The following is a 26,795-nucleotide window of genomic DNA, read 5'->3' on the forward strand; positions in this document are numbered from 1 at the left end:
GGGATGGGGCCATGACCTATTCGTCGTCCCCCGAGCCGTCCTTCGAGCCGGGGGCGAGCCTCGCCGACGTCGGCGAGTTCGGCCTGATCTCGGCCATCACCAGCCGTTTCGAGCAGGGCGAGCAGGTGCTCATCGGGCCCGGCGACGACGCGGCGGTGCTGCGGGTGCGCACCGGCCACGTGGTGGTCTCGACGGACCTGATGGTCGAGGGCCGGCACTTCCGGCGCGACTGGGCCTCCGCCTCCGACGTGGGCCACCGGGCCGCGGCGCAGAACATCTCCGACATCAACGCGATGGGCGGCCGGGCCACCTCGCTGACCATCGGCCTCGCCGCCCCCGCCGACCTCGAGGCCCAGTGGGCGCTCGACTTCGCCCAGGGCTTCGCCGACGAATGCGCGCTGGTCGGGGCCAGCGTCGTGGGCGGTGACCTGACGCGCGCCGACCAGGTGGTCGTGGCCGTGACCGTGATGGGCGCCTGCACCGTGGCCCCGGTCGTGCGCTCGGGTGCCGCCCCCGGTGACGTGCTGGCCCTCGCCGGGCGCCAGGGCTGGGCCGCCGGCGGCCTGGCGGTGCTGGGGCGCGGCTTCCGCTCCCCGCGGGTGCTGGTCGAGGCCTACCGCCGCCCCCAGCCGCCGTACGACGCCGGGCCGGCCGCCGCCGACGCCGGCGCGACCGCGATGATCGACGTCTCCGACGGCCTGCTGTCCGAGGCCGGCCACCTGGCCACCGCCTCCGGCGTGGCCGTCGACGTGCGCACCGACGCGCTGGAGGTGCCCGAGCCGCTGCACGCGGTGGCCGCCGCGCTGGGCGGGGTCGACCCGGTGGCCTTCATGCTCTCCGGCGGCGACGACCACGCCCTGCTGGCGACCTTCCCGGCCGGGACCGCCCTGCCCGAGGGGTGGAGCGTGATCGGCGAGGTGCGCGAGGGCGAGGGCGTCACGGTCGACGGCGCCCCCTGGACCGGCGAGACCGGGTGGACGCACTTCTGATCGGCCCCGGACGCACGAACGGCCGCCACCCCGGTGGGGTGACGGCCGTCCGACGGCGGACCGAGGTGGTCAGCGGGAGGTCAGCGGGAGACCTTGCCCGCCTTCAGGCAGCCGGTGCAGACGTTGAGGCGCTTGGGGGTGCCGTTGACCTTGGCACGCACGCGCTGGATGTTGGGGTCGAAGCGGCGCTTCGTGATCTTGCGCGACCACGGCCGGTTGTTGCCGAAGCCAGGCTTCTTGGCGCAGATGTCGCAGACGGCAGCCACCGTGAACTCCTGAAGGATCGAGGTTGGGACGAAAAGATGTGCACAACTGTTCGTGCACAGCCGAACGAGTCGAGGGCCCGGTGCTCCGGGCAACCGCGCCAGAGTATCCGAGGCGTGCGGTGCTCGGCCAATCGCGGGACGATCGGGGGCCGGAGGTGGCCGCGGGGCGCGTCACGCCACGCATCGCCGCCACCCGCACACTAACGTGTCGCCCCGTGGAGCCAGTGGGACCGACCGGACGCGGGGTGAGCCTCGAGGTCGTGCTGCTCTTCGTCGACATCGCCGTCGACGCCCTGGGGGCGGCGCGCGAGGAGATCGACGCGCTCAACGTCTACCCGGTCCCCGACGGCGACACCGGCACCAACATGTACCTCACGGTCTCCGCGGCCAGGGACGCCGTGCGCGAGGCCACCGGCGGCGACGCCGGCGCCGACCTGGGCGACGCGCTGGCGGCGTTCAGCCGGGGGGCGCTGCTGGGGGCCCGCGGCAACTCGGGGGTCATCCTCAGCGAGATGATGCGCGCCATCGCCCGCCGCCTGGCGCGCGCGACCGCCGAGGAGCGCAACGCCGAGGTGCTCGCCGAGGCGCTGCGCCTGGCCGCCGAGGCGGCGTACGCCGCGGTGGGCACGCCCGTGGAGGGCACCATCCTGTCGGTGGCCCGGGCCGCGGCCGAGGCGGCCGAGGCGGTGCGCGAGGACCCCTCCGCCCGCACCCGCGACGTCTTCACCGGCGCCGCCGAGGCGGCCCGTGCCGCCCTGGCGCGCACCCCCAGCCAGCTGCAGGCGCTGGCCGACGCCGGCGTGGTCGACGCCGGCGGCCGGGGGCTGAGCGTCGTGCTCGACGCCGCCGAGACCGCGCTGACCGGGCGCCGGCCCGAGCCGGTGCTGCCGCGCATCGGCCAGCACGCCATCCCCATCGCCCAGGCCACGACCGCGCAGCAGCCCGGTGGCGACCTGACCCCGGGCGGGCCGGCGTACGAGGTGATGTACCTGCTCGACACCGACGCCGAGCAGGTGCCGGCGCTGCGCGAGCGCCTCGCCGCCCTGGGCGACTCGCTGGTCGTCGTCGGCGACGAGCGGCTCTGGAACGTGCACGTGCACGTCGACGACGTCGGTGCCGCGATCGAGGCCGGCATCGAGGCCGGGCGCCCGCACCGCATCCGGGTCACCCACTTCCACGACCAGGTCACCCAGCAGGCCGCCCGGGCGGAGCGCGAGGCGGCCGGCAGGCCGCGCGAGGGCCGCTGCGTGGTCGTGGTCTCGGCCGGCCCTGGGCTCTCCTCGCTCTTCGCCGAGGCCGGCGCCGTGGTCGTCGAGGGCGGGCCCGGGCGCCGGCCCTCGACCGGCGACCTGCTCCAGGCCATCACCGGCTGCGGCGCCCAGGAGGTCGTGGTGCTGCCCAACGACGGCGACTCGGTGCGCGCCGCCCAGGTCGCCGCCTCGACGGCGACCCAGGACGCGGGGGTGCGGGTCGCGGTCATCCCGACCCAGGCGCAGGTGCAGGGCCTGGCCGCGCTGGCCGTCCACGAACCCGGTCGCGGCTTCGACGCCGACGTGCTCGAGATGACCGCCACCGCGCGCCACGCCCGCCACGGCGCGGTCACCGTCGCGGCGCGCCAGGCGATGACGATGGCCGGGCCCTGCGAGCCCGGCGACGCCCTGGGCGTGGTGGCCGGCGACTTCGCGGTCGTCGGGTCGGCGCTCGCCGACGTCGCCACCGAGGTGCTCGAGCGCCTCGTCGCCGGCGGTGGCGAGCTCGTCACCATCGTCTCGGGGGCAGACGACCCCGACGGCGCCCTGGCCGAGCACTGCACCGGTTGGCTGGCCGAGCGCCACCCCTTTGTCGATGCCGTGGTGTACGACGGTGGGCAGGAGCGCTACCCGCTCCTGCTGGCCGTGGAGTGAACCGAGCGTTGAGCCCGGGGGAGGAGGTGCGGCGGTGATCTCGATGGACTCGCCGATAGAGACCGTGCTGGGCGACACCGGCACCAAGGCCGCCAAGATCACCAAGGGCCTGGGGCTGCGCACCGTCGGCCAGCTCGTGCACCACCTGCCGCGGCGCTACGTGCGCACCGCCGAGCTGACCACGGTCGAAGCGCTGCAGGAGGGCGAGCTGCTGACGGTGGTCGGCCAGATCGGCCAGACCCGCCGGCGCGAGTACGCCGACCGCCGCACCGGCCGCACGGCGTACCGGGTCGACACGGTGCTGCACACCGACGGCCCGAGCCTGCGGATGTCGTTCTTCGCCAAGAAGCCGCACATGGCCGACTGGCACGAGCGCCGGCTGCCCGAGGGGCGCCGGGGCATCTTCCAGGGCAAGGTGGGCCGCTTCAACGGCGACTGGCAGCTCACCAACCCGCAGATGGTCCTGATGGGCACCGAGGGCGAGGACGCCGCGCAGCTCTCGCTGGAGACCCTCGGCGACCTCTACCCGATCTACCCGCTCACCAAGGGTGTCGACACCTGGGACCTCCAGCGTGCGATCACCTTCGCCCTCGCCGTCCTCGACGAGGTGCCCGAGCTGCTGCCCGAGGCGGTGCGCGAGCAGGCCGGGCTGGTCGACGCCGGCACCGCGCTGGAGTGGGTGCACCACCCGAAGGACTACGCCCAGGTCACGCGGGCGCTGCAGCGTCTGCGCTTCGACGAGGCGATCGTGACCCAGCTGGTGCTGGCCCGTCGGCGCCGTGCGCTCGCCCGGCTGGGCGCACGGCCCCGGGCCGGGCGCAGCGGGGGCCTGCTCGACGCCTTCGACGCGCGGTTGCCCTTCGAGCTGACCGGCGGCCAGCGCGAGGTGGGCGCCGAGATCGACGAGGACCTGGCGCGCGAGCGGCCGATGAACCGGCTGCTGCAGGGCGAGGTCGGCTCGGGCAAGACGCTGGTGGCGCTGCGCGCGATGCTGCGCGTCGTCGACTCCGGGGCCCAGGCCGCCCTGCTCGCCCCGACCGAGGTGCTCGCCCAGCAGCACCACCGCTCCATCACCGCGATGCTCGGCGACCTCGCCTCGGCCGGCCTGCTGGGTGGGGCGGAGGAGGCCACCGCGGTCGAGCTGCTCACCGGCTCGATGACCAGGACCCAGCGCACCGGACCGATGTCGCGGCTCGCCTCGGGCGAGGCCGGCATCGTGATCGGCACCCACGCCCTGCTCGAGGACAAGGTCGGCTTCGCCGACCTCGGGCTGGTAGTGGTCGACGAGCAGCACCGCTTCGGTGTCGAGCAGCGCGCCGCCCTGACCGACAAGGCCGGCACCCCGCCCCACGTGCTGGTGATGACCGCCACCCCGATCCCGCGCACGGTGGCGATGACCGTCTTCGGCGACCTCGAGATCTCCACCCTGACCGAGCTGCCGGCCGGCCGGGCGCCGGTGCAGACCACGGTCGTGCCCGTCGCCGACGCCCCGCACTGGGTGGACCGGGTCTGGCAGCGGGTGCGCGAGGAGGTCGCGGCCGGCCACCAGGTCTACGTCGTGTGCCCCCGCATCTCCGGCGACGAGCGGGAGGCCGGCCAGGCCGAGGCCGGGGAGCCGGGCGACACGGGCGAGGAACGCACCGAGCGTCCGCTCAGCGCGGTCGAGGAGGTCGTGGAGGAGCTGCGCGCGGGTCCGCTGGCGGGGCTGCGGCTGACCGCCATGCACGGGCGCCTGACCCCCGACGTCAAGGACGCGACGATGCGCTCCTTCGCCGGCGGCGAGGTCGACGTGCTGGTCTCCACCACGGTCATCGAGGTCGGGGTCGACGTGGCGAACGCCACGGCGATGGTGCTGCTGGACGCCGACCGGTTCGGGGTCTCCCAGCTGCACCAGCTCCGCGGGCGGGTCGGCCGCGGCGGCCACCCCGGACTGTGCCTGCTGGTCACCCACGCCGAGGTCGGCACCCCGGCCCGTGGGCGTCTCGAGGCGGTCGCCGCCACCTCCGACGGCTTCGAGCTGAGCCGGGTCGACCTCGAGCAGCGCCGCGAGGGCGACGTGCTCGGCGCCCACCAGTCCGGCTACCAGTCCAGCCTGCACACCCTGCGGGTGCTCCGCGACGAGGAGACCATCCTCGCCGCCCGCGCCGCAGGGGTCGCCCTGCTCGAGTCGGACCCCGACCTGCGTGGCGCCCCCGCGCTGGCCGCCGCCGTCGAGGCCCTCGAGAGGTCGGTCGCCGCCGACTTCGTCGACCGCTCGTAGGATCGCTCCCCATGACCCGCATCATCGGCGGCAGCGCCGGCGGACGCCGGCTGAGCACCCCGCCCGGCACCGCCACCCGTCCCACCGCCGACCGGGTCCGCGAGGCGCTGTTCTCCTCGATCGAGGCCGCCACGGGCTCGCTCGACGGCCTGCGCTTCCTCGACCTGTACGCCGGCTCGGGCGCCGTCGGGCTCGAGGCCCTCTCGCGCGGCGCGGGCGTGGCGACGCTGGTGGAGTCGGACCGGCGCACGGCGGGGCTGATCGCCACCAACGCCCGCACCCTCGGCTTCCCGCGGGCCGAGGTGCTCGCGGCACCGGTCGCCGCGACCCTGGGCCGGGCGCCGGTGGCGCCCTACGACGTCGTCTTCATGGACCCGCCCTACCCGTTGACCGAGGAGGAGCTGGGCGCCGACCTGCTGGCGCTCGTCGAGCAGGGCTGGCTGGTGCCCGACGCGCTGGTCGTCGTCGAGCGCTCGCGGCGCAGCCCGCAGCCGGCGTTCCCCACCGGGTTCGTCGAGGTCCGCTCGCGCAAGTACGGTGAGACGACCCTGTGGTCGGCCCACGCGCCCGTGGACGAGCCGGGGGAGCCAGCAGAGCAACCACGAGCGGGGGAGCAGTAGTGCGTCGAGCCGTCTGCCCGGGGTCCTTCGACCCCGTCACCAACGGGCACATCGACATCGTCGCGAGGGCCGCCTCCCTCTTCGACGAGGTCGTCGTCGCGGTCGGGGTGAACAAGTCCAAGAACCGGATGTTCACCCCCGAGGAGCGGATGGCGATGCTCACCGAGGCGTGCGCCGACTTCGACAACGTGCGCGTCGACGGCTTCAAGGGCCTGCTGACCGACTACTGCGCCGAGCACGGCATCCACGCGATCGTGAAGGGCCTGCGCGCGGTCAGCGACTTCGACTACGAGCTGCAGATGGCGCAGATGAACTCCTCGCTCACCGACGTGGAGACCGTCTTCGTGCCCACCAGCCCCGAGTACTCCTTCCTCGCCTCGAGCCTGGTCAAGGAGGTCGCGACCTTCGGCGGCGACGTCTCCACGCTGGTGCCCGACTTCGTGCACGCCCGCCTGACCGAGCGCATCGCCGAGCAGCGCGGATGACCCGGCAGGCGCGTTTTGCCCCGCCGTTCACCCGAGGGATACGCTTCCCGCTGATCTGTTCGTGCCCGGACCCGGAAGTGATCCCCTGACCAGCCTGGACCCGAGAGCGCCGCTCGTGCTCGACACCCGCGAGCTCGGCCGCCGCCCGGGGTCCCAGCGTGAGGTGACGCTCTCGGTGCCGGCACCGGCAGATCTGGGCATCGACGTCCTCACTGTCCCCGAGGGCTCGCCGGTCGACATCGACCTGCGGCTCGAGGCGGTCATGGAGGGAGTCCTGGTCACGGGCACGGCGCGAGCCGGGCTCGACGGCGAGTGCGCACGGTGCCTGGAGGAGATCCACGACGACGTCGAGGTGACCTTCCAGGAGCTGTACGTCTACGCCGAGCACCAGACCTCCCACGACGAGGACGACGAGGTCAGCCGGCTCGAGGACGACCTGCTCGACCTCGAGCCCCAGCTGAGGGACGCAGTGGTGCTCAAGCTGCCGTTCCAGCCCCTGTGCACCGAGGACTGTCCCGGTCTGTGCCCCGACTGCGGGGCACGACTGGCCGAGGACCCCGACCACGGTCACGACGAACCGATCGACCCGCGCTGGGCCGGCCTGGCCGCCCTGGCGCAGGACGAGCCGGACGAGAAGTAGCAGACCCACCAGCAAGACCAAGACCACCACCAGGCCGAGGAGCGATCCCGGCCTCGCAACGAGGAGAAAACAGTGGCTGTCCCGAAGCGGAAGATGTCGCGCAGCAACACCCGTCACCGTCGCTCGGCCTGGAAGGCCACGGCGCCGACCCTGGTGACCTGCGCGAACGCCGCGTGCGGTGCCAAGCACCTCCCGCACCGCGCGTGCGGCGAGTGCGGCCAGTACGGCGCCAAGGCCGACCGTCGTCAGGTCCTCTGAGACCGATCAGTTCCCTGAACGACTACGCCGAGCTGCGAGCAGCGCTCGGGGATCCTGAGCTGGACCCCGAGCTGCTGGACCGCGCGCTCACGCACCGGTCCTACGCCTACGAGAACGGCGGCCTGCCGACCAACGAGCGCCTGGAGTTCCTGGGCGACTCGGTGCTCGGCGTCGTCGTGACCGAGACGCTCTACCGCACCCACCCGGACCTCTCCGAGGGCCGGTTGGCCAAGCTGCGCGCCGCGGTGGTCAACGCCCGGGCGCTGGCCGGTGTCGGGCGCGGCATCCGGCTCGGCGAGCACGTCAAGCTCGGTCGCGGCGAGGAGAGCACCGGGGGCCGCAACAAGGCCTCCATCCTCTCCGACACCGTCGAGGCGGTCATCGGGGCCGTGCACCTCTCCGGCGGAGGCATCGAGACCTCCGCCGCGGTGGTGCACCGCCTCTTCGACCCGCTCATCGAGGCGGCCTCGGCCCTCGGGGCCGGCCTCGACTGGAAGACCTCCCTGCAGGAGCTGTCGGCCGAGCACGGCCTGGGTGTGCCCGAGTACGTCATCGAGGACAGCGGCCCGGACCACCAGAAGACCTTCACCGCCCAGGTGCGCGTGGGCGAGCGCCTCTACGGCAACGGCACCGGCCGGTCGAAGAAGGAGGCCGAGCAGGCCGCTGCCGAGACCGCGTACGGCGAGATCGCCGCGCAGCTCGGTGTCACCGACCCTGCCGAGACCGCGGCCGAGGTCGCGGCCGGCAACGCCGCGGCCGGCAAGTCCGGCACCGGCCCCGCCGCCGGCACGGCCGCCGGCCCCGCCGACACCGACGGCTCCTAGGCGACCGGTGCCCGAGCTCCCCGAGGTCGAGGTGGTGCGCGCCGGGCTCGAGCGCCACGTCGTCGGCGCCCGGGTGGTCGGCGTCGACGTGCTGCACCCGCGGCCGGTGCGCCGCGACGAGCGCGGCCCCGAGGGCTTCGCCGCGGCCCTCACCGGACGCACCCTCACCGGCGCCCGGCGCCGGGGCAAGTACCTCTGGCTGCCCCTCGACGACGGCGACGCCCTGCTGGCCCACCTGGGCATGAGCGGGCAGATGCTGGTCCAGCCCGCCGACGCGGCCCCCGAGAAGCACCTGCGGGTGCGGGTGCGCCTCGACGGCGCCGCCGACGGACGGCACCTCCACTTCGTGGACCAACGCATGTTCGGCGGGCTGTCGATCTCGGCCGGCGGTGCCGACCTGCCGCCCGAGATCGCCCACATCGCCCGCGACCCGCTCGACCCGGAGTTCGACGACGACGAGTTCGCCGCGCGCGTGCGCCGACGGGCCTCGGGCATCAAGCGCCAGCTGCTCGACCAGAACCTCGTCTCGGGCGTCGGCAACATCTACGCCGACGAGGCGCTGTGGCGCGCGGGCGTCCACGGCGAGCGCCCGGGGGAGCGGCTGAGCCGCGCCCAGGTGCTGGCGCTGCTCGACCACGCGCGCGACGTCATGGCCGAGGCGCTCGCCCAGGGCGGCACCTCCTTCGACGCGCTCTACGTCAACGTCAACGGCGAGTCGGGCTACTTCGACCGCTCGCTGCACGCCTACGGCCGCGCCGACGAGCCCTGCGACCGCTGCGGCACCCCGATCCGCCGGGTCGCGTTCATGAACCGGTCGTCGTACTTCTGCCCGCGCTGCCAGCCGGCGCCCCGCCGCCGGCGCGTGGTCACGCCCGGGGCCGCTGCGCCCGACTGACGGACCACGACCCGGACCACGACCCGGACCACGACCCGCGGCATGGTCGGGCGGTGCGTCAGCAACCGTTCCTGCTGCGGGTCCGGTTGCCACGGCACCGCTGCCCCCCGCGATTGACCGGGAGGCCCGCGTGGTGGGACTCTTATAGACGGTCCGGATGCTCGTCCGTCGCCACCCCCATCGTCCCACCGCACTGGAGAGTCCCTCATGGCCAAGGCGCTGATCGGCTACCGCAGCAGCGACCTGCTCGACCCCCGCCAAGCCGCCGACAACGCGCGGCTGCGCGCGCGCGTGCGCGAGCTCGAGGCGCTCGTGCTGAGGCTGTGCGCCGAGAACGACCGGCTCACCGCCGAGGTCGCCGAGCACGGTCTGCGCGAGGAGCTGCAGGACCTGCAGGAGATGCAGCCCGTCTGAGCCCTCGGGCCCCCTAGGCCGTGACCACCGGGGCCACGCGTCGTTGGGCCTGGCATGACCCGTCGCCCCCGCGCCCTGCCCGGTGTCCTGGCCGCCGCTGCCCTCGCCCTGACCTCGATGGCGGTGTCCGCACCCGCCCAGGGTGCCGACCCCGACGACGTGCGCAGCCAGATGCTCGAGCGGGCCGCCCAGCAGCCCGGCACGACCGCGTCGCTGGTCGCCAGCGACAACATGGCCCAGGTCTCGACGAACCCCGGCCAGGTCGGCATCTCCGGCTGCTTCACCGCCACCGCGCCGCTCTTCGTCACCAGCGGGCTCGACTCGCTGCAGGTCTTCGACGTCTCCGAGCCGGCGAGCCCCGAGCGAGTCGGGGTGCTGCCCAGCCTGATGTTCGAGAACGAGGCGATGAACTGCGGTGAGCGCCGCACCAAGCAGGGCACCCGACGCTTCGCGCTGATCGGGGTCGACCTCTACCAGGCCTCGCCCGACGACATCGAGCACGTCAACGTCGGCGGCGGCGAGCTCGTGGTGGTCGACGTGACCGACCCGAGCGCCCCCGCGGTGCTCTCGCGGGCCCCCGGCACCACCTCCACGCACACCGTGGCCTGCATCGACGACACCAACTGCCGCTACGCCTACTCGGCCGGCGGCCGCTCGGGCTTCTCGATCTTCGACCTGCGCGACATCGAGGACCCCGTCGAGGTCGACTCCGACCGCTCCACGCCCGGCGTGCAGCCCTTCGCCAGCCCGACCGGCGGGCACAAGTGGAACTTCGACGCCGCCGGCATCGGCACCCACACCGGCTACGAGGGTGCCTCGATGTGGGACGTCTCGAAGCCGCGCCGCCCGCGCGTGCTCACCACCACCGGCGCCGCCGGGGCCGGCGACGACCCCGACCACGAGGGCTGGAACGACTTCATCCTGCACAACGCCTTCCGCCCGCACGCCGAGCGGTTCAAGCCCGGCCGCAAGCCCTCGCTGCGCCGCGGCAACGTGCTGCTGGTGACCGAGGAGGACTACGAGGAGACCGACTGCGCCCAGGCCGGCTCGTTCCAGACCTGGTGGGTCAAGAAGCTCAACGGCAAGCCCGGCAAGATCGTCCCGCTCGACAAGGTCGAGCTCTCCGACCTCGGCACCTTCCCGCTGCCGCGCGGCGCCTTCTGCTCCTCGCACTGGTTCGACTACCGCGCCGGCGGCCTGGTCGCGGCCGGCTTCTACGGCGGCGGCACCCAGGTCCTCGACGTCAGCAACCCGCGCCGCATCCGCACCCACGCTCACGCGGTGTGGGGCCTCTCGGAGGTCTGGGACGCCATGTGGGTGCCGGTCTACGACGCCCGCGACCGACGTACGACCAAGCGCACCAACCTCGTCTACAGCATCGACCTGGTGCGCGGCCTCGACGTGTTCGCCGTCGACGTGCCGGGCGACGGGCGGGGCGCCGAGCCGCCCGTCGGCGCGACCGCGCCGGTGTCGGTCTCGGGCCGCGCGGCCGCCAACGCGCTGCCGCTGGGGCTCGTGGGCGCCGCGATGGCCGGCGCGCTGCTCCTGCGGCGCCGGCGCGCCCAGGGGTAGCCTGAGGCCCACCTCGGCGGAAGGGCCCCTGCGTTGTACCTGAAGAGCCTGACCCTCAAAGGGTTCAAGTCCTTCGCCTCGTCGACGACCCTGCAGCTCGAGCCCGGCATCACCTGCATCGTGGGGCCCAACGGGTCGGGCAAGTCCAACGTCGTCGACGCGCTGGCGTGGGTGATGGGCGAGGCGAGCGCCAAGAGCCTGCGCGGCGGCAAGATGGACGACGTCATCTTCGCCGGCACCTCGGGCCGCCCGCCGCTCGGGCGTGCCGAGGTGCAGCTGAGCATCGACAACACCGACGGCGCGCTGCCGATCGAGTACGCCGAGGTCACGATCAGCCGCACGATGTTCCGCTCCGGCGGCTCGGAGTACGCCATCAACGGCCAGACCTGCCGGTTGCTCGACGTCCAGGAGCTGCTCAGCGACTCGGGCATCGGGCGCGAGATGCACGTCATCGTCGGCCAGGGCCAGCTCGACCAGATCCTGCACGCCACCCCCGAGGACCGGCGCGGCTTCATCGAGGAGGCGGCCGGGGTCCTCAAGCACCGCAAGCGCAAGGAGAAGGCGCTGCGCAAGCTCGACTCGACCGAGGGCAACCTGCACCGGTTGAACGACCTGCTCAGCGAGATCCGCCGCCAGCTCAAGCCGCTGGGCCGCCAGGCCGAGGTGGCCCGCCGGGCGGCCACCGTGCAGGCCGACGTGCGCGACGCCCGGGCGCGGCTGCTGGCCGACGACCTGGTCACCGCCCGCACCGCGCTGGAGCAGGAGATGGCCGACGAGTCGGTGCTCAAGCAGCGGCGCGAGGAGGTCGAGCGCGCCACCGCCACGGCCCGTGAGCGCGAGGGCGTCCTCGAGGCGGCCCTGCGCGAGGACCTGCCGGTGCTCGCCGCCGCCCAGGACACCTGGTACGCCCTGTCGGGGCTGCGCGAGCGGCTGCGCGGCACCCAGTCGCTGGCCGCGGAGCGGGTGCGCAACGCCGCGGCCAGCACCGAGGTCGAGACCGCCAGCGGGCGCGACCCCGAGGACCTCGAGGCCGAGGCCGCGCGGGTGCGCGAGCAGGAGCAGCGCACCGCCGCCGAGGTCGACGCGCGGCGCGCCGGGCTCGAGCAGGCCGTCACCGCGCGCAAGGGCGCCGAGGACGCCGCCGCCGAGGAGGAGCGACGCATCGCCGCGCTGCAGCGCGCCGCCGCCGACCGGCGCGAGGGGCTGGCCCGCCTGCACGGCCAGGTCAACGCGCTGAAGTCGCGCGCCGCCGCGGCCGACGAGGAGGTCGGCCGGCTGCGCCACAGCCGCCAGGAGGCGCTCGAGCGCGCCGAGCGCGCCCAGAAGGCCTTCACCGCCCTGGAGACGAAGGTCGCGGGTCTCGACGCGGGGGAGGAGGGCCTCGACGCCGAGCACGAGCAGGCCGTCGACGAGCTCGACGAGGTGGAGGGGCTGCTGGCCGCGGTGCGCGAGCAGGCGCAGGCCGCCGACCGCGACTGCCACACCCTCGCCGCCCGCAAGGACGCCCTCGAGATGGGCCTGAACCGCAAGGACGGCGCCGGCGCCCTGCTCGGCGCGGGCGACGACTCCGGGCTCACCGGTCTGCTGGGCTCGGTCGCCGCCCTGGTCACGGTGCGCCCCGGCTACGAGGCGGCGGTCGCGGCCGCCCTCGGCCCGCACGCCGACGCGGTGGCCGTCGAGGGCACCGATCCCGCGCTCGCCGCGGTCGCGCACCTCAAGGCCGACGACCTGGGGCGCGCGGGCCTGCTGCTCGCCGACGGGCCCGGGCTGCCCGGCCCCGCCGGCTGGCCCACCCTGCCCCCGGGGGCGACGTACGCCGTCGACGCGGTGGAGTGCCGCCCGGCCTGCGCCCGGCGCTGGTCCGGCTGCTCGACCGGGTCGTCGTCGTCGAGGACCTGGCCTCGGCCCGGTCCCTGGTGGCCGCGGACCCGAGCCTGGGGGCGGTCACCCGCGAGGGCGACGTCGTCAGCGCCCACCTGGTCGCCGGCGGCTCCGGTGCGCAACCCAGCCTCCTCGAGGTGCAGGCCGCCGTCGACGAGGCCGCCGCCGCGCTGGCCGAGGGGTCGCGGCCAGCGAGCGGGCCGGCTTCGAGACCTCACGGCTCGAGGCGCGCCGCCACGACGCCAGCAGCGCGTCGACGTGGCGCTCGCGCGCCTGCACGAGTCCGACGCGACCCTGGCCGCCGTCGCCGAGGAGCTGGGCCAGCACGGCTCGCAGGCGCGCTCGGCGCGCGCGGAGGCCGAGCGGGTCGAGCAGGCGATCACCCGCGCCGAGCAGGCCCGTGCCGACGCCGTCGCCGGGCTCGCCGACCTCGAGGCGCGGCTGGCGCGCGCCGAGCAGGCGCCCGAGGAGGAGCCCGACACCTCCGAGCGCGAGCGGCTCGTCGAGGCCTCCCGCGAGGCCCGGCAGGGCGAGATGGACGCCCGCCTGGCGCTGCGCACCGCAGAGGAACGGGCGCGTGCCATCCACGGCCGGGCCGACTCGCTGGTGCGGGCCGCCGCCAAGGAGCGCGAGCAGCGGGCGCGCGCCGCCGAGCGCCGCGACCGGCTGCTGCGCGAGGGCCGCGCGGCCGAGGCCGTCGGGGCCGCGGTGACCTGGGCCCTGACCCGGCTCGAGGTCTCGGTGCAGCAGGCGGCCGATGCCCGCGCGGAGGTGGAGGAGGCCCGCCGCGAGCGCGAGGAGCAGCTGCGCGAGGTCCGGGCCCGGCTGCGCGACCTGGCCCGCGAGCACGAGGAGCTCGTCAGCTCGGTGCACCGCGACGAGCTGGCCCGGGCCCAGCAGCGGATGCGCATCGAGCAGCTCGAGGAGCGCGCGCTCGACGAGCTCGGCATCGAGCCCGACGGGCTGGTCGCCGACTACGGCCCCCACCAGCCGGTGCCGCAGGAGGTCGCCGACGACGCGCCCGAGGGCACGCCGGCGACGGTGCCGTTCGTGCGCGAGGAGCAGCGCAAGCGGCTGAAGTCGGCCGAGCGGGCCCTGGCCATGCTCGGCAAGGTCAACCCCCTGGCCCTCGAGGAGTTCTCGGCCATGGAGGAGCGCCACAAGTTCCTCACCGAGCAGCTCGAGGACCTGCGCCGCACCCGCAAGGACCTGCTCGACATCGTCAAGGACGTCGACGACCGGGTCGAGCAGGTCTTCCGCGAGGCCTATGCCGACGTCGAGAAGGCCTTCGACGCCACCTTCGCCCGGCTCTTCCCCGGGGGAGAGGGCAGGCTGGTGCTCACCGACCCGGGCGACATGCTGAGCACCGGCGTCGAGGTCGAGGCCCGTCCGCCGGGCAAGAAGGTCAAGCGGCTCTCGCTGCTCTCGGGCGGTGAGCGCTCGCTGGTCGCGGTGGCCTTCCTGGTCGCGCTGTTCAAGGCCAGGCCCTCACCGTTCTACATCCTCGACGAGGTCGAGGCGGCGCTCGACGACACCAACCTGGGTCGCCTGCTCGAGATCTACGAGGAGCTGCGCGAGAACTCCCAGCTGCTCGTCATCACCCACCAGAAGCGCACCATGGAGGTCGGCGACGCCCTCTACGGCGTGACCATGCGCGGCGACGGCGTCTCGGCCGTCATCAGCCAGCGCCTGCGAGAGACGGAGCCCGTGTGAGCCCCAGCCCCGACCGTGCCGCCCGCCCCACCAGGGACGACTACGTGGCCTGGCGCACCGTGACCACGCGTTGGCGCGACGACGACGCCTACGGCCACCTCAACAACGCCACGTACTACGAGATGTTCGACACCGCGGTCAACGCGCACCTCTACGAGGCCACCGGCGTCGACGTGCGGGCCCTGCCGCAGATCGGGGTGGTGGCCGAGACCTCGTGCCGCTACTTCCGCGAGATCGGCTTCCCGGCCCCCGTCGAGACCGGCCTGGTGGTCGACAAGGTCGGCACCTCCTCGGTGGTCTACCGCATCGGCCTCTTCCAGGGCGAGGGTGACGAGGCGGCCGCCGAGGGCCGCTTCGTGCACGTGTACGTCGACAACACCGACCCGGCGCGCGGCGTCACGCCGATGCCCGACGTGATCCGCGCCGCAGTCGAGCCGCTGCTGCGCGTGCCCGGGGGCAGCTGAGCCCGGGGTGTGCCACCGTGGGGTGGTCCGCCCCGCTCGTCCACACCCCCCCCGGAGACGCCCGTGATCCCGATCGTCGTCGCGATGGTCGTCATCCTCGCCCTCGCCGCCCTCGTCCTCTACTACGTCGCGGTCCCGCACCGCGGTGACGGCGCCGGCTCGGGGGGCTGGCTCGACCGGGCCATGCAGCGCGCCCGCGGGTCGGTGCGCACCCTGGGCGAGCACGACGAGGACGACGACGCAGGGTCCGACACCGGGCGCTGACCGCCTGCCGGCCGCCCCGCACCGGGTGGTTGGATGAGGGACATGGACGCCCTCGCCCTCGTGATCCTCGTCATCGCCGTCGTCGGCGTCGCCCTCGTGGGCGCCGTCGCCGGTCTGGTCGTCACCCGGCGCCGCAAGCCGGGACCGCTGCCCGACACCCACACCGACGTCCTCGGCGCGCCCCCTGCCGACCCCGACCCCGACGCCCCGCCTGTCGAGCTGAGCGCCCCGCCGGCGACGATCGAGCCCGAGGCCCCCGCCGAGCCGGCCGCGCCGGCCGCGCCGGAGATCGAGCGCCCGGAGGGCACGGCCTCGCGCCTGGTGCGCCTGCGCCAGCGCCTCGCCGGCTCCCAGGGCACCCTGGGTCGGGGGCTGCTCGCCCTGCTCTCGCGCGAGCGGCTCGACGAGGACACCTGGGAGGACATCGAGGACACCCTGCTGACCGCCGACATCGGCGTCGCCCCCACGCAGGAGCTGGTCGAGCGGCTGCGCACCCGGCTGCGGGTCGAGGGCTCGGCCGACCCGCGCGCGGTGCTGCGCGAGGAGCTGCTCGCGCTGGTCGACCCGACCATGGACCGTGCCCTGCAGGTCAGCGGTGAGGGCGACGAGCCCGGCGTCGTGCTGGTCGTGGGCGTCAACGGCGCCGGCAAGACCACGACCGTCGGCAAGATCGCGCGCATCCTGGTCGCCGAGGACCGCAGCGTCGTGCTGGGTGCGGCCGACACCTTCCGTGCCGCCGCCGTCGAGCAGCTCGGCACCTGGGGCGAGCGGGTCGGCGTGGAGACGGTCAAGGGCGAGGAGGGCGCGGACCCGGCCTCGGTCGCGTTCCGCGCCGTGGAGGAGGGCCGCCGGGCCGGCGTCGACACCGTCATCGTCGACACCGCCGGGCGGCTGCAGAACAAGCAGGGCCTGATGGACGAGCTCGGCAAGGTCAAGCGGGTGGTGGAGAAGCAGGCGCCGGTCACCGAGGTGCTGCTCGTGCTCGACGCCACCACCGGCCAGAACGGCATGATCCAGGCCCGTGTCTTCAGCGACGCCGTCGACGTGACCGGCATCGTGCTGACCAAGCTCGACGGCTCGGCCAAGGGCGGCATCGTGGTCGCCGTGCAGCGCGAGCTGGGCGTGCCGGTCAAGCTCGTGGGCCTGGGCGAGGGGGCCGACGACCTGGCCCCGTTCGACGCTGGCGCCTTCGTCGACGCCCTGCTCGGCGGCTGAGTTCACGAGCGCGTAACACGGGGCGGGCACTCGTTGCCCGCCCGTAACACCAGCCGCCGGACCTCGAAACACAGCAGCGACAGGCTCTGCCCTGATGGGGACGCACCCCGCTCCGACACCGCCGTCGGGGCCCCGGGGGAGCGTCCTTCGCAGTTGATCTTGGAGGTTCTGTGGACGGCTACAACGCGTTCATGCTGGTGGCCACGCTGCTGGTGCTGATGATGACCACCCCGGCCTTGGCCCTCTTCTACGGCGGTATGACGCGGTCGAAGTCGGTCCTGAACATGATGATGATGTCGTACGCCGCCATGGCGATCGTCGGCATCATCTGGGTGCTGTGGGGCTACTCGATGGTGTTCAGCGGCGAGGGGGGCATCGACGCGTTCTTCAACTCGCCGTTCGCCAACTTCGCCCTCGACGGCGTGGGCTACGACGGCTACACGTTCATGATGTTCCAGCTGACCTTCGCGGTGATCACCACCGCTCTGATCAGCGGTGCGATCGCCGACCGGGTGAAGTTCTCGGCCTGGCTGGTCTTCGTGCCGATCTGGGCGACCCTGTCCTACTTCCCGCTGGCCCACATGGTCTTCGGCTGCACCGACGACGCCCTGATCTGCACGCAGATCGGCGCCCAGGACTACGCCGGTGGCACCGCGGTGCACATCAACGCCGGTGTCGCCGGCCTGGTGCTGGCCCTGGTGATCGGCAAGCGGATCGGCTTCGGCCGTGAGCCCATGCGTCCGCACAACCTGACGCTGACCATGCTCGGCGCCGCCCTGCTGTGGGTCGGCTGGTACGGCTTCAACGTCGGCTCGATCGTCTTCAGCGACGACCTCGACGCCAGCGACCAGTTCCTGGCCGAGACCGGTCTGACCTTCGCCAACACCACGCTGGCCACGATGGCCGCCATCATCGGCTGGCTGGTGGTCGAGAAGGTGCTGCACGGCAAGGCCACCACGCTGGGTGCCGCCTCGGGCATCGTCGCCGGCCTGGTCGCCATCACCCCGGCCGCCGGTGCGGTCAACATCCTCGGCGCCCTGGCCATCGGCCTGGTCTCCGGTGCGCTGTGCGCCTGGGCCGTGGGCCTGAAGTTCAAGCTCAACTACGACGACTCGCTCGACGTCGTCGGCGTCCACCTGGTCGGCGGCATCGTCGGCACCGTGATGATCGGGCTGTTCTCGGTCACCGCCTCCGAGGGCGACAACGTCGCCGGCGGCGCGGTCGACGGCCTGTTCTACGGCGGCGGCGTCGGCTCCCTGGTCGACCAGGTCCTCGGTGTCCTGGTCGCGGTCGCCTGGTCCGGCATCATCACCCTGCTGATCGCCCTGGCCATCAAGTTCACGATGGGCTGGCGCATCGACGAGGAGGACGAGGTCGAGGGCATCGACTTCGACCAGCACGGCGAGTCCGCCTACGATCTCAACACCAGCCTCTCCAGCAGCAGCGGCGGCGCGTTCGCCGCCGCGACGAGGCCCGATCCCTCCACCCGCACGGAAGGGGCACACGCATGAAGCTCGTGACCGCGGTGATCAAGCCGCACAAGTGGGAGGACGTCCGCGAGGCCCTCGAGACCTTCGGCGTCGCCGGCATGACCGTCAGCGAGGTCAGCGGCTACGGCCGCCAGAAGGGCCACACCGAGGTCTACCGCGGCGCGGAGTACGACGTCGCGCTCGTCCCGAAGATCCGGCTCGAGATCGTCGTCGACGACGCCGATGCCGAGGACGTCTCCGGGATCATCGTGAAGGCCGCGCAGACCGGCCGGATCGGTGACGGCAAGGTCTGGACGAGCCCGGTGGACAGCGTGGTGCGGGTCCGCACCGGCGACCGGGACGCCTCCGCCCTGTGATGCACACCGTGACGCGCCCGTGACAGCCACGACGGCCCGGTCCACCCCTGCGGTGGGCCGGGCCGTCGTCGCGTCCGGCATGATCGGGGACCACCACCAGCCCCCGCACCAGCACCCGCACCAGCCCCGACAGCAGCCCCGCCCCGACCCGAGGAGACCGACGTGACGGCCACCGAGCGGGAGGAGCGCACGACCGAGGCCGACGCGCTGTGCGCCGCGGCGTACGAGAAGGCGGGCGGCGCCGACGGGGCAGCGCGCTGGTCGCGGTGGGCGGCTACGGCCGCCGCGAGCTGGCGCCGCACTCCGACCTCGACGTCGTGCTGGTGCTCGACGAGGGGGTCGAGGCCGGCGAGGTCGCCGAGAAGCTGTGGTACCCGCTGTGGGACTCCGGCACCACCATCGACCACTCCGTGCGCGAGGTCCCGCAGATGCTCGCCGCCGCCGAGGCCGACCTCCGCGTCGCGCTCGGCCTGCTCGACGTGCGCCACCTGGCCGGGGACGCCAACCTGACGCTGCGGCTGCGCGCCACGGTGCTGGCGCAGTGGCGCCGCCACGCCCGGGAGCGGCTGCCGGCCCTGCGCGAGCTGGTGCGCGGGCGCCACGAGCTGGTCGGCGAGCTGGCCCACATGTCGGTGCCCGACGTGAAGGAGGCCGAGGGCGGGCTGCGCGACGCGACGGCTGTGCTGCGGGCCCTGGTGGCCACCTGGCTCGTCGACGTCCCCCACACCGACCTCGAGCGGGGGCGCCAGGCGCTGCTCGACGTCCGCGACCTGGTGCAGGCCACCGCCGGGCGCGCCAGCGACCGGATCCACCCCGAGATGTGGAGCGAGCTGGCCACCGGGCTGGGGATGGACGACGCCCGCGACGCCCAGGTGCACGTGCGCACCCTGGGCCGGCGCATCACCCACCTCTCGCGGCTGAGCTGGCGCCGCGTCGACGACTTCCTGGCCCGCCCGGTCTCGGTGCGCACCGCGCGCACCCCCACGCTGTTCCCGATCGCGCCGGGCGTCGCGCTGGCCGGGCGCGAGATCGTGCTGGACCGCAAGGCCAAGCCCGCCGAGGACCCGGTGCTGCTGCTGCGCGCCGCCGCCGCGGCCGCGGAGATGGACGCCGTGCTCGCCCCGCCCACCGCCGCCCGCCTGGCGCGCGAGGTCGCCGACCTGCCGGTGCCGTGGCCCGCCGAGGCGCGCCACCAGCTGGTGCGGCTGCTGGCCTCGGGCCGGGGGCTGCTGCCGGTCTGGGAGACCCTCGAGGAGACCGGCGCGCTGCCCCGGCTGCTGCCCGAGTGGGAGCGCATCCGGCTGCTCCCGCACGCCTCGGCGATCCACCGCTTCACCGTCGACCGGCACGTGGTGGAGACCTGCATCGAGGCGTCGTCGCTGATCCGCCAGGTCAACCGGCCCGACGTGCTCATGGTCGCCGCGCTGCTGCACGACATCGGCAAGGGCAGCCTGACCGAGCACAGCGTGGCGGGCGAGCCCATCGCCCGCGACATCGCCACCCGGATGGGCTTCGAGCCGGCCTCCGTCGACCTGATCGCCGGGCTGGTGCGCTGGCACCTGCTGCTCGCCGAGACCGCGACCACCCGCGACCACGACGACCCGGCCACCGTCGAGCGGGTCGCCTCGCGGGTCGGGTCCACCGAGGCGCTGTCGCTGCTGACCGCGCTGACCGAGGCCGACGCCAAGGCCGCCTCGCCCCAGGCGTGGTCGACGTGGCGCACCGGCCTGGTCCTGGAGCTCTCGCGGCGCACCCACACCGCCCTCGACACCGGCCGGAGCCTGCCGCCGGTCGCCGACGAGGAGGTCGAGATCCCGCGCGAGGTGCGCAACGGCGCGGTCCACTTCGCCGTCGAGGCGACGCCCGACGGCACCCGCGTCACCGCCGTCGCCCCCGACCGCGTCGGGCTGCTCGCCGACTTCTCTGGTCTCTTCGCCCTCCAGCGCATCCCGGTGCGCGCGGCGCGGGCCTGGGCCCAGGACGTCTACAGCGTCTCGGTCTGGGAGGTCGCCGAGCCCGGCCTCGACGTGCCCTACCTGCGCGAGCGGTACGCCGCGATCGCCGAGGGCCGCGTCGACCCTGCCAGCCGGCTGCGGCCCGACCCGAAGGCGCTGGCGCCCACGGTGGAGGTGCGGCCCGACGCCTCGCGGCAGGCCACCGTGCTCGAGGTGCGCGCCGCGGACCAGCCCGGCGTCGTGCACCGCGTCTGCGCGGCCCTGGCCCAGCTCGACGTGGCGGTGCGCTCCGCGCACGTGGAGACCCTCGGGCCGCAGGCCGTCGACGTGTTCTACCTGCAGGAGGCGGCGGCCGGGGTCCTCTCCGAGACCCGCGCCGCCGACGCCGCGCACGCCGTCCGTGCGGCTCTCACCGTGGAGCCCCGTTAGTCTGGAGCCTCCACCCCGCTCCGCCGACACACCGAGGGACGCCCTTGTTCGCCACACTGTCCGACCGGCTCGCCGACACCTTCAAGAACCTCCGGGGGAAGGGTCGCCTGTCCGAGGCCGACATCGACGCCACCGCGCGCGAGATCCGCATCGCGCTGCTCGAGGCCGACGTCGCCCTGCCGGTGGTCAAGGAGTTCGTCGGCGCGGTCAAGGAGCGGGCCCGCGGCGAGGAGGTCAGCGGGGCGCTGAACCCGGCCCAGCAGATCATCAAGATCGTCAACGAGGAGCTCGTGACGATCCTGGGCGGGGAGACCCGCCGGCTGCGCTACGCCAAGAACGGCCCCACCGTCATCATGCTCGCCGGCCTCCAGGGCGCCGGCAAGACGACGCTGGCCGCCAAGCTCGCGCTGTGGCTCAAGGAGCAGGGCAAGTCCCCGATGCTCGTGGCCGCCGACCTCCAGCGCCCCAACGCGGTCAAGCAGCTGCAGGTCAACGGTGAGCGCGTCGGCGTGACCGTCTTCGCGCCCGAGCCCGGCAACGGCGTCGGCGACCCGGTGGCCGTGGCGCGCGGCTCGATCGAGGAGGCCAAGCGCACGCTGCACGACGTGGTCATCGTCGACACGGCCGGCCGCCTGGGCATCGACGCCGAGCTGATGAAGCAGGCCTCCGACATCCGCGACGCCGTCACCCCCGACGAGGTGCTCTTCGTCGTCGACGCGATGATCGGCCAGGACGCCGTCGTCACGGCGCAGTCCTTCCTCGACGGCGTGGGCTACGACGGCGTCGTGCTCACCAAGCTCGACGGCGACGCCCGCGGTGGCGCCGCGCTCTCGATCGCCTCGATCACCGGCAAGCCGGTCATGTTCGCCTCCAACGGCGAGAAGCTCACCGACTTCGACCTCTTCCACCCCGACCGCATGGCCTCGCGCATCCTCGACATGGGTGACGTGATGACCCTGATCGAGCAGGCCGAGAAGAGCTTCGACTCCGAGCAGGCCCTCAAGGCCGCGCAGAAGTTGAGCGGGCAGGGCGGGGAGTTCACGCTCGACGACTTCCTCGAGCAGATGCAGCAGGTGCGCAAGCTCGGCTCGATGTCGAAGATCATGGGGATGCTGCCCGGGATGGGCCAGTTCCGCGAGCAGCTGGAGAACTTCGACGAGCGCGAGATCGACCGCGTGCAGGCGATCATCCAGTCGATGACGCCGGCCGAGCGGGCCAACCCCAAGATGATCGACGGCTCGCGCCGCGCCCGCATCGCCAAGGGCTGCGGCCGCCAGGTCTCCGACGTCAACCAGCTCGTCGACCGCTTCTTCGAGGCGCGCAAGATGATGATGCAGATGGCGCGCGGCGGCGGGATGCCCGGGATGCCCGGCATGCCGGGGATGCCCGGCATGGGCGGCGGCAAGCGCGGCAAGGCCAAGCCGCAGCAGAAGAAGGGCAAGGGCGCCAAGAGGTCCGGCAACCCGGCCAAGGCCGCCCAGGAGGCGCAGGCGGCCAAGGAGAAGGCGGCCGCTGCGCCGGCCAACCCCTTCGGCACCCCGGGCGGTGAGACGGTCGACTACGAGCAGGCGGCGGCCGACCTCAACCTGCCCAAGGACTTCTCGAAGTTCCTCAAGTGAGGTCCGTGGTGGTGGTCGACTCGGCCAACGTGGTCGGCAGCCGTCCCGACGGGTGGTGGAAGGACCGCGCCGCGGCGACCCGGCGCCTGCACGAGGCGCTGCTGGTCGCCGACGTGCCGGGCGACGAGATCGTGATGGTCCTCGAGGGCGGTGCCCGCGGCGGCGCGCGCCCCGGCAAGGACGCCCACGTGCGCATCGTGCACGCCCCGAAGGAGGGCGACGTGACCATCCTGGCCGAGGCCCAGCGCGCCAGCGCTCGCGGCTGCACCGTCACCGTGGTCACCGCCGACCGGGCCCTGGCCGCCAACGTCACCGCGACCGGTGCCACCGTCGTCGGCCCGCCCTGGCTGCTCGACCAGCTCGACACGCTCGAGCACGGCTGAGCCCCCACCCGGTCGCCGACGGGCCGCTAGCCTCGCGGGCATGAGCGCGCTGAAGTTCTCCGGTCCGGTCCTGCCCGACGGCGAGAGCCGTGACCTCTACGTCGTCGACGGCCGGATCACCTTCGAGCCGCAGCCCGGCGCCGAGACCGCCGCACGCGGCTGGATCGTGCCGGGCCTCGTCGACGCCCACAACCACCTCGGCCTCGAGGACCACGGCGCGGTCGAGGAGTCCGAGATCGAGGGGCAGGCGCTGGCCGACCGCGACGCCGGCGCGCTGCTGCTGCGCGACTGCGGCTCCCCGGCCGACACCCGGTGGGTGCACGAGCGCGACGACCTGCCGCGGCTGGTGCGCGCCGGGCGCCACATCGCCCGCACCCGGCGCTACATCCGCAGCTACGCCCACGAGGTCGAGCCCGAGCAGCTGTCGGCGTACGTCGCCCAGGAGGCCGACGCCGGCGACGGCTGGGTCAAGCTGGTGGGGGACTGGATCTCGCGCGAGACCGGCGACCTGGCGCCCTCGTTCCCGCCCGAGAGCCTCGCCGAGGCGATCGCGGTGGCCCACGAGCACGGCGCCAAGGTGACCGCGCACTGCTTCGGCCACGAGGTCCTGCAGGGACTCCTCGACGCCGGCATCGACTGCATCGAGCACGGCACCGGTCTCGCCCTCGACCAGGTCGAGCAGATGGCGGCCACCGGGGTGGCGCTGGTGCCGACGGTGATGCAGACCGACAAGTTCCCCGAGTTCGCCGCCCAGGGCCGCGAGAAGTTCCCGGCGTACGCCGCGACCATGGACGAGCTGCACGCCCGGCGCCGCGAGGTGCTGATGTCGGCCCACGAGGCCGGGGTGGCGCTCTACGTCGGCAGCGACGGCGGGGGAGCCCAGCGCCACGGCCACCTGGCCGGCGAGGTGCTGGCGATGGCGCAGATGGGCCTGCCGGCCGCCGAGGTGCTGGCCGCCGCGTCGTGGCGCGCACGCGAGTGGCTGGGCTTCGAGGGCCTCGTCGAGGGCGCCTCGGCCGACTTCGTCGTCTACGACCGCGACCCGGCCCAGGACCTGACGGTGCTGTGGGAGCCCACCCGCGTGGTGCTGCGGGGCCGCGTGGTCGCCTGAGCGCACGCCGCACGGGAGGCGATTCGTCCCCGCCCGGTGACGTCTGGCATCATTCCACGCTGAGTCCTGCGCGTTCGGCCCCTCTCATCCGATCGCGTGGAGCCCATCGAGGAGTCGAGTCCCGGTCCCCACCTGGAGCCCCGGCCCTCACCACACACGACATCAAGGAGACACCACAACCGTGGCCGTCAAGATCCGTTTGAAGCGCCTGGGCAAGGTCCGGGTGCCGCAGTACCGCATCGTCGTCGTCGACTCGCGCAAGAAGCGCGACGGTCGAGTGATCGAGGAGATCGGCAAGTACCACCCCAAGGAGGACCCGTCGTACATCGACGTCGTCTCCGACCGGGCCCAGTACTGGCTCTCCGTCGGCGCCCAGCCCAGCGACGCGGTCGCCGCGATCCTCAAGATCACCGGTGACTTCCAGAAGTACCACGGCCTCCCGGGCGCCGAGGGCACGCTGAAGACCGCTGACGCCAAGCGCGACAAGCTCGAGATCTTCAACGAGGCCCTCAAGGAGGCGCACGGCTCGTCCGGCGCCGCCGCGACGACCAAGAAGTCGGCCGCCAAGAAGTCCGAGGCCAAGGCCGACGACAAGGCTGACGAGAAGGCCGACGCCAAGGCTGACGACAAGTCCGAGGCCAAGGCCGAGGAGCCGGCTGCGGCCGCCGAGGCGGAGACCAACGCCGACGACGCGACCAAGGCGGAGGGCTGAGCGCCATGCTCGCCGAGGCGCTGGAGCACCTCGTGCGCGGCATCGTCGACAACCCCGACGACGTCAGCGTGCGTGACAAGGAGCTGCGCCGTGGCTCGGTCCTCGAGGTCCGGGTCCACCCCGACGACCTCGGCAAGGTGATCGGGCGGGGCGGTCGCACCGCCTCGGCGTTCCGCACCGTCATCGGTGCGCTCGCCGGCCGTGGCGGGGCACGGGTCGACTTCGTCGACGTCGACCGCCGCCGCTGAGCCCAGCACCAGCACTGAGCACACTCACGTCGACCCGCCCGGGACACCTGGGCGGGTCGACGTCATTTCGACAGGAGACAGCGGTGGAGACCATCGACGTGGTGGTGGGCAGGCTCGGCAAGCCCCACGGCCTGAAGGGCGAGGTGACCGTCGACGTGCGCACCGACGAGCCGGCGCTGCGCTTCGCTGACGGCGCCGTTCTCGAGGTCGAGAAGCCGCGCGGGTCGGCGGTGACCTGGCGCACCCTGCGGGTCGCGCGCACCCGCTGGCACCAGGGCGTGCTGCTGGCGACCTTCGAGGAGATCGGCGACCGCAACGCCGCCGAGGCGGCCCGCGGGATCGTGCTGCACGCCCAGCTGCCCGCCGACGCCACCCCCGAGGACCCGGAGGAGTTCTACGACCACCAGCTGGTCGGGCTCGCCGTGGTCGACACCGACGGCACCGCGCTCGGCACGGTCAGCTCGGTGGTGCACGGCGGGGCGCAGGACCTCCTGGGCGTCAAGGCCCTCGACGGGCGCGACACGCTGGTGCCCTTCGTCGCCGCGCTGGTGCCCGAGGTCGACCTGGCTGCGGGCCGCGTGGTCGTGGCCGACCGCCCCGGGCTGGTCACGCCGCTGCCCGAGGACGACTGACGCCCGTGCGCCTGGACTACCTTACGATCTTCCCCGACTACCTGGCCCCCCTGGGTCTCTCCCTGCCGGGCAAGGCGGCCGCGCGCGGGCTGGTCGAGGTGCACGTGCACGACCTGCGCGGGTGGACCCGCGACCGGCACCGCACCGTCGACGACACGCCGTACGGCGGCGGCGCCGGCATGGTGATGCGGCCCGAGCCGTGGGGCGAGGCGCTCGACGAGCTGCTGGGCCAGGACCCGCACCCGGCCACCGTGGTGGTGCCCAGCCCCGCCGGACGCCCGCTGACCCAGGCGCTGGCGCGCGCGCTGTCGACCCGGCCGCGGCTGCTGTTCGCCTGCGGCCGCTACGAGGGCATCGACCAGCGCGTGCTCGACCACGCCCGCGAGCGCGAGGACGCCGAGGAGGTCGTCGAGGTCTCCCTGGGCGACTACGTCCTTAACGGGGGCGAGGTGGCCGCGCTGGCCGTCACCGAGGCCGTGGTGCGCCTGCTGCCCGGCTTCATGGGCAACGCCGCCTCGCTCGAGGAGGAGTCCCACGAGCAGGGGCTGCTGGAGTACCCCGTCTACACCAAGCCCTCGTCGTGGCGCGGCCACGACGTCCCGCCGGTGCTGCTCAGCGGCAACCACGCGGCCATCGCCGCCTGGCGCCACGAGCAGTCCCTGGCCCGCACCGCCGAGCGCCGCCCCGACCTGCTGCACGCCAGCCACGTGGCGGGGGAGTGGGAGGTGCTCCCGGCCGCGCCCGGCGACGTCGCCGAGCTGCACGTGCTGACCCTGGCCTGCTGGGTGGGCGAGGCGCTGCTCAACGACGACCTGACCATCCCGCCGCTGCACGAGAGCACCGCCGACACCGCCGCGTCCCTGGCCGAGTGGGACACCTACGTCGTGCGGGTCGCCGGGCGGCTGGTGGGCTCGGTGCGGGGCCGCCTCGACGGCACCACCTGGGAGATCGGGCGGCTGATGGTCGCCCCCGACCTCCAGGGCCGCGGGCTGGGCCGCGTGCTGCTCGAGCACGCCGAACGGGTCGCTGCGCCGTCGGCGACGACGTACCGGCTGGTGACCGGCAAGGACAGCGAGGCCAACCTGCGGCGCTACAAGCGGGCCGGCTACCGGGTGCGCGAGGTGCTGGACGGGCCGTCGGGGCCCGCGGTGCTGACCAAGGCACGGCGGCGCACGGGCCGCGGCTGATTTCGGTCG

At 74.0% G+C, this 26,795-nt stretch carries 26 protein-coding genes and 1 pseudogene; 26 read left to right on the plus strand and 1 reads right to left on the minus strand.

Going from position 1 to position 26,795, the window contains the following annotated elements; translation table 11 throughout:
• Positions 1–11 precede the first annotated feature (11 nt).
• Positions 12–989 (plus strand): thiamine-phosphate kinase, encoded by a 978-nt coding sequence (locus tag H0S66_RS14100; RefSeq protein WP_179615945.1) that lies wholly within the window; start codon positions 12–14, stop codon positions 987–989.
• Between the two features lie 80 nt (positions 990–1,069).
• Here the strand turns inward: H0S66_RS14100 and rpmB are convergent, their stop codons facing one another.
• On the minus strand, positions 1,070–1,255 hold the full coding sequence (gene rpmB, locus H0S66_RS14105) for a 50S ribosomal protein L28 (RefSeq protein WP_056862348.1): 186 nt from the start codon (positions 1,253–1,255) through the stop codon (positions 1,070–1,072).
• A 245-nt stretch (positions 1,256–1,500) separates the two neighbouring features.
• Here rpmB and H0S66_RS14110 point away from each other — a divergent pair, with 245 nt between their 5' ends.
• The 25 genes and pseudogenes from H0S66_RS14110 (at position 1,501) to H0S66_RS20595 (ending at position 26,786) form a co-directional block, all read left to right on the plus strand.
• A complete protein-coding gene (locus H0S66_RS14110) occupies positions 1,501–3,159 on the plus strand; it encodes a DAK2 domain-containing protein (protein WP_179615946.1) in 1,659 nt (552 codons plus the stop codon).
• 43 nt (positions 3,160–3,202) lie between these two features.
• A complete protein-coding gene (locus H0S66_RS14115; protein WP_179617409.1) occupies positions 3,203–5,419 on the plus strand; it encodes an ATP-dependent DNA helicase RecG in 2,217 nt (738 codons plus the stop codon).
• An 11-nt stretch (positions 5,420–5,430) separates the two neighbouring features.
• Positions 5,431–6,039, plus strand: coding sequence for a 16S rRNA (guanine(966)-N(2))-methyltransferase RsmD (rsmD, locus tag H0S66_RS14120; RefSeq protein ID WP_179615947.1), 609 nt, complete (start codon positions 5,431–5,433; stop codon positions 6,037–6,039).
• Positions 6,039–6,524, plus strand: a complete 486-nt coding sequence (gene coaD / locus H0S66_RS14125; RefSeq protein WP_179615948.1) for a pantetheine-phosphate adenylyltransferase — start codon at positions 6,039–6,041, stop codon at positions 6,522–6,524. Before rsmD ends, coaD begins: the two co-directional genes overlap by 1 nt.
• 115 nt (positions 6,525–6,639) lie before the next feature.
• The gene (locus H0S66_RS14130) at positions 6,640–7,164 is read left to right on the plus strand and encodes a YceD family protein (protein ID WP_258016922.1); all 525 of its coding nucleotides are present in this window, start codon (positions 6,640–6,642) and stop codon (positions 7,162–7,164) included.
• A 72-nt stretch (positions 7,165–7,236) separates the two neighbouring features.
• The gene (gene rpmF / locus H0S66_RS14135) at positions 7,237–7,422 is read left to right on the plus strand and encodes a 50S ribosomal protein L32 (RefSeq protein WP_179615949.1); all 186 of its coding nucleotides are present in this window, start codon (positions 7,237–7,239) and stop codon (positions 7,420–7,422) included.
• A complete protein-coding gene (rnc, locus tag H0S66_RS14140; protein ID WP_179615950.1) occupies positions 7,377–8,246 on the plus strand; it encodes a ribonuclease III in 870 nt (289 codons plus the stop codon). The genes rpmF and rnc overlap by 46 nt, the downstream gene beginning before the upstream one ends.
• A gap of 7 nt (positions 8,247–8,253) precedes the next feature.
• Positions 8,254–9,141 (plus strand): bifunctional DNA-formamidopyrimidine glycosylase/DNA-(apurinic or apyrimidinic site) lyase, encoded by an 888-nt coding sequence (mutM, locus tag H0S66_RS14145; RefSeq protein ID WP_179615951.1) that lies wholly within the window; start codon positions 8,254–8,256, stop codon positions 9,139–9,141.
• Between the two features lie 207 nt (positions 9,142–9,348).
• A complete protein-coding gene (locus tag H0S66_RS14150; protein ID WP_179615952.1) occupies positions 9,349–9,555 on the plus strand; it encodes a hypothetical protein in 207 nt (68 codons plus the stop codon).
• 54 nt (positions 9,556–9,609) lie between these two features.
• Entirely contained in the window at positions 9,610–11,127 is a 1,518-nt protein-coding gene (locus tag H0S66_RS14155) for an LVIVD repeat-containing protein (protein WP_179615953.1), read from the plus strand.
• A gap of 33 nt (positions 11,128–11,160) precedes the next feature.
• The gene (locus H0S66_RS14160) at positions 11,161–14,721 is read left to right on the plus strand and encodes an AAA family ATPase (protein ID WP_258016923.1); all 3,561 of its coding nucleotides are present in this window, start codon (positions 11,161–11,163) and stop codon (positions 14,719–14,721) included.
• Entirely contained in the window at positions 14,718–15,185 is a 468-nt protein-coding gene (locus tag H0S66_RS14165; RefSeq protein WP_179615955.1) for an acyl-CoA thioesterase, read from the plus strand. Before H0S66_RS14160 ends, H0S66_RS14165 begins: the two co-directional genes overlap by 4 nt.
• Before the next feature lie 63 nt (positions 15,186–15,248).
• The gene (locus H0S66_RS14170) at positions 15,249–15,449 is read left to right on the plus strand and encodes a hypothetical protein (protein WP_179615956.1); all 201 of its coding nucleotides are present in this window, start codon (positions 15,249–15,251) and stop codon (positions 15,447–15,449) included.
• A gap of 42 nt (positions 15,450–15,491) precedes the next feature.
• Positions 15,492–16,664 (plus strand): signal recognition particle-docking protein FtsY, encoded by a 1,173-nt coding sequence (gene ftsY, locus H0S66_RS14175; RefSeq protein WP_179615957.1) that lies wholly within the window; start codon positions 15,492–15,494, stop codon positions 16,662–16,664.
• Between the two features lie 170 nt (positions 16,665–16,834).
• A complete protein-coding gene (locus H0S66_RS14180; RefSeq protein ID WP_219633576.1) occupies positions 16,835–18,175 on the plus strand; it encodes an ammonium transporter in 1,341 nt (446 codons plus the stop codon).
• A complete protein-coding gene (locus H0S66_RS14185; RefSeq protein ID WP_179615958.1) occupies positions 18,172–18,510 on the plus strand; it encodes a P-II family nitrogen regulator in 339 nt (112 codons plus the stop codon). The genes H0S66_RS14180 and H0S66_RS14185 overlap by 4 nt, the downstream gene beginning before the upstream one ends.
• A gap of 266 nt (positions 18,511–18,776) precedes the next feature.
• On the plus strand, positions 18,777–20,894 hold the full coding sequence (locus tag H0S66_RS14190) for a [protein-PII] uridylyltransferase (protein ID WP_180923631.1): 2,118 nt from the start codon (positions 18,777–18,779) through the stop codon (positions 20,892–20,894).
• A gap of 44 nt (positions 20,895–20,938) precedes the next feature.
• Positions 20,939–22,513: a signal recognition particle protein gene (gene ffh / locus H0S66_RS14195; protein WP_179615960.1), complete on the plus strand. Its 1,575-nt coding sequence runs from the start codon at positions 20,939–20,941 to the stop codon at positions 22,511–22,513.
• Positions 22,510–22,896, plus strand: coding sequence for a hypothetical protein (locus H0S66_RS14200; protein ID WP_179615961.1), 387 nt, complete (start codon positions 22,510–22,512; stop codon positions 22,894–22,896). Before ffh ends, H0S66_RS14200 begins: the two co-directional genes overlap by 4 nt.
• Positions 22,897–22,936: 40 nt before the next feature.
• Positions 22,937–24,007, plus strand: coding sequence for an amidohydrolase family protein (locus H0S66_RS14205; protein WP_179615962.1), 1,071 nt, complete (start codon positions 22,937–22,939; stop codon positions 24,005–24,007).
• A gap of 181 nt (positions 24,008–24,188) precedes the next feature.
• Positions 24,189–24,719 (plus strand): 30S ribosomal protein S16, encoded by a 531-nt coding sequence (gene rpsP / locus H0S66_RS14210; RefSeq protein WP_179615963.1) that lies wholly within the window; start codon positions 24,189–24,191, stop codon positions 24,717–24,719.
• A gap of 5 nt (positions 24,720–24,724) precedes the next feature.
• On the plus strand, positions 24,725–24,967 hold the full coding sequence (locus H0S66_RS14215; RefSeq protein ID WP_179615964.1) for an RNA-binding protein: 243 nt from the start codon (positions 24,725–24,727) through the stop codon (positions 24,965–24,967).
• Positions 24,968–25,050: 83 nt separating this feature from the next.
• Positions 25,051–25,599: a ribosome maturation factor RimM gene (rimM, locus tag H0S66_RS14220; RefSeq protein WP_219633577.1), complete on the plus strand. Its 549-nt coding sequence runs from the start codon at positions 25,051–25,053 to the stop codon at positions 25,597–25,599.
• 5 nt (positions 25,600–25,604) lie between these two features.
• Positions 25,605–26,291, plus strand: a pseudogene (gene trmD / locus H0S66_RS20590) (tRNA (guanosine(37)-N1)-methyltransferase TrmD); the annotation flags it as partial.
• A gap of 222 nt (positions 26,292–26,513) precedes the next feature.
• Positions 26,514–26,786 (plus strand): GNAT family N-acetyltransferase, encoded by a 273-nt coding sequence (locus H0S66_RS20595; RefSeq protein ID WP_258017225.1) that lies wholly within the window; start codon positions 26,514–26,516, stop codon positions 26,784–26,786.
• Positions 26,787–26,795: the final 9 nt, after the last annotated feature.

It is taken from the genome of Nocardioides marinisabuli (genome assembly GCF_013466785.1).
Taxonomy (GTDB): domain Bacteria; phylum Actinomycetota; class Actinomycetes; order Propionibacteriales; family Nocardioidaceae; genus Nocardioides; species Nocardioides marinisabuli.